This window comes from Stenotrophomonas sp. P5_A8 (genome assembly GCF_056400545.1).
Window position 1 is genome coordinate 1 of sequence record NZ_JBFULB010000397.1, and the last position, 3,203, is coordinate 3,203.

A 3,203-nucleotide genomic window follows, 5' to 3' on the forward strand; every position below is an offset into this window, starting at 1 on the left:
GGCCTATCCGGCCGGCGAGCTCAAGCACGGTCCGTTGGCCCTGGTCGACGAAGACATGCCGGTGGTGGTGATCGCGCCCAACGACAACCTGCTGGAGAAGGTCAAATCCAACATGCAGGAAGTGCGCGCGCGCGGCGGTGAGTTGTTCGTGTTCGCCGACCAGGACAGCAACTTCGTCGAGTCCGAGGGGGTGCACGTGATCCGCACGCCGCGTCACGCCGGCGTGCTCAGCCCGGTGGTGCACACCATCCCGGTGCAGCTTCTCGCCTATCACACTGCATTGGCACGCGGCACCGACGTGGACAAGCCGCGCAACCTGGCCAAGAGCGTGACGGTGGAGTGAGTCGGCGGCGTGCGCTGAGGTGGTGGTCAGATGGAATAATTAGTCCAATTGCGGAATAGTTGGGCCAACTGGAGATGGTCTGCGGACCAGAAGCGCGGAATGGTTAGTCCAACCCGGGAGACGGGTGAGGGTGGGTGCCCTTGCCCTTCTTTGCTTTTGGAGTTGCCCACGCTGTGCGGAAGCAACTTTCTCGCAAATCGATGGCACTGGATACGAGCCTGTTGAATTGATTAGGGGTAGCATTAGCCATGCGCTGACGTGGCCCGAGATCATGAGTAGGCCGTTTCAAATTGGTGATCCCGGCATGTAGGGCCAGCTCTAAGGGTGTTCACCCAGATTGCTAAGGCTTGGTGCCGAACCGAGATGGAACAGTCAGCGATCTTTGGACAGCCCGTGGATGCTTTCGCTTCTTTGAAGGCGGGCGCCCGGGGGGAACGTCCGTTCGAGACACTTGAACGCGTGAGTTCCGTGCTTGGCATCTATCGTGCGCTGTACACGATCCCTGCCAGCAGCAAGCTGATCTGTGGTCTGCGAGCGGCTGAGCTGGCGCACCGGGAAGTGCTTCTATCGAGTTCCCATGTTCGCTATGTTTCTATAAATGCAAGCGACGTTCAGACACTGACCGCTCGCTCGTGCCAGCAACTCCTGAGCTGCTCTGAAAAATTTGGTGTGCCGCGATTTGAGAGGCTCGCTGGCCTTGCAGGCCTCCCGACTCGTGTGGCATTCGCATTCGGGGGACTTCCCGTCGCTCCATTGTGCTAGTTGATCTCCCGTCGACGCTTCCGGCAAGCTCAACGCGTCCGGATGAAAGAGTCAGTTCGGCCCGTTGGTATCAGATTCAACGGCACAATCGGGCAGTGCACGCTATTGTTTTCGCAGTATGCGCCGCAGTACTCTGCGTTAAACGGCTGCAGCCGTGATTGCACGTCGCCGCGGGACAGCAGGATGATCTTGGGTCACTGCTTTAGTCGGTGTCCCGCGGTGACCTACTGCTCGCATAACAATGAGGGAGTTGGCATGTACCTTGGGAAGGCTTCGTTGGTTGTGTCTGCCACAGCGATGTTGTTCTGTGCTCAAGCCKACGCTGCACAACGTCCGATTGACGATGTTCAGGCGATCAGGCAAGTGATGGAATCATTCCGGTTGTCGTTGCTGCAGAAAGACAAGGTGGCCTACATGGGCCTGTTCTTTTCGGACAAGCCGGATGAGATCGGATGGCAGTTTGTGTCGGAAGACAAGCGCCTTTCGGCAATTCGAAAACAAAACCCCGACGCCATCAAGGCACGGCGGATTTCCTCGAACAATTTCATCTCCCTGATCGACGAGTCTGTTTCGACCGCCGAGCGCCGCGAAGAAACATTCAGCGACGTCAAGATAGAGACGGATGGAGATGTTGCATCCGTCTCGTTCGATTATGAATTCCTTGCGAACAACACAAAAGTGAATTGGGGCAAGGAGGCATGGCAGCTTGTACGGACTGAAACAGGATGGAAGATTTTCTCGGTGGTCTACTCAATGCGGGACAAGCGCAGTGAAGTGGGCCGGTAAAGCATGCCATTGGGCGGAGGATTACCGACGGCGCCGGCCAGTCATCCCGTCGCCCAGTTGCTGGCTGCAGCTCGCTGACGTCCGCGACAGGTGGCCATGTCAGAGTTGGCGCTCGAACTGCAGCTTGATGCCTGTATCGCTGTCAGTTGCGTAGAGCCGTGAATTGCGTGAGGTGGGGGCGTTGAACTGCGTCGTCAATCCGTCCGTTTGATGCAATAGATTGGAAAGGGAAAGTGTTAGTTTGCTTTTCTTGTCCAGCTTGAGGGTCGCGTAGACATCGAGCGTGCGCCCAGGCGAAGTTCCCGTGCTCCAGAATTCGCTGACCCGGGTGAAGCTCTTGCCGCTATAGGAAAAGTCAAAGCCCGTTGAAAAACTATCTGAAGCAACCCACTCCGCCCCTATCGTTCCGCTGAAGGGTGTCTGGGTAGCTAGGTGGTTGTCGGGGCCCGGCACGCTGTCGACGCTCGACCAGTTGCGAGTCAGGTTGCCGTGGAACTGAATGTTTTCGTCGGTTTTGATCAGGTCCTGCAGCGAGAATTTTGCCTCCAGCGTAATGCCATGGGTGCGAGCCTGTCCTGCATTGACCGGCATCGATATCCAGATGCCGTCCTGCTCGAACAGTCTGTTGATGGTCACCTCGTCTATCCGACGCGCGTAAGCGCTGAGGCTGATCATCGCGTTCTCGCCAAAATAACGCTCGTAGGCTGCGTCCACGCCCCAGGCGATCTCGGGCAGCAGGTCGGGATTTCCCTGAATATCGGGATTGGTTGGTGAGTTTCCGTTGTTGACGGTGTAGCGGCGAGGCACGAGCGTGCGCGGCGCTGGGGAACTGAAGGTGCGCGCCACCCCGAACCGAACCTGGTCCTTCTTGGTGCCGGGCACCTTCCAGACCGCCTGCACGATGGGGCTGAACACACTCGAGTCGTTGCCTACCGATGCAATCGTGGGTCCTTCAACGTGGGTGTACAGGCCTTCCCAGCGAGCGCCGAGATAAATCTGCAGACTGTCCCGTGCCTCCCATTCATCCTGCGCATACAACGCGATGCGTTTGACGCCTGCGCGGTAGCTCTCGTCAATGATATCGAGCACCGTACCCTGCGGGTCCAGGTCGTGTTGCAGGCGGGCTTCGCTGCGCGCTGTGTAAGCGCCATCCCAGCCCAGCGCGATGGAGTGACTGTCGCCCGCCTGCACCAGGTACTTGCCAGTAGTGGTGTAGTTCCTGTCGATCGCATCGGAAACAACCTGGCGGTCCAGCGCGAAATCACCGGTTGGTGAAAAACCGAGGAAGTTGAAGTTGGTGTCGCGCTTGAGG

At 58.0% G+C, this 3,203-nt stretch carries 3 protein-coding genes; 2 read left to right on the plus strand and 1 reads right to left on the minus strand.

The window, feature by feature from the left end; translation table 11 throughout:
- Both AC1DQP_RS18590 and AC1DQP_RS18595 read left to right on the plus strand, forming a co-directional pair.
- On the plus strand, positions 1-343 hold a 343-nt coding region (locus AC1DQP_RS18590), incomplete at its 5' end, for an SIS domain-containing protein (RefSeq protein ID WP_478052211.1).
- A 1,017-nt stretch (positions 344-1,360) separates the two neighbouring features.
- On the plus strand, positions 1,361-1,891 hold the full coding sequence (locus tag AC1DQP_RS18595) for a nuclear transport factor 2 family protein (RefSeq protein ID WP_478052212.1): 531 nt from the start codon (positions 1,361-1,363) through the stop codon (positions 1,889-1,891).
- Between the two features lie 99 nt (positions 1,892-1,990).
- Here the strand turns inward: AC1DQP_RS18595 and AC1DQP_RS18600 are convergent.
- Positions 1,991-3,203 (minus strand): TonB-dependent receptor plug domain-containing protein (locus AC1DQP_RS18600; RefSeq protein WP_478052213.1); only part of this gene is annotated, 1,213 nt, incomplete at its 5' end.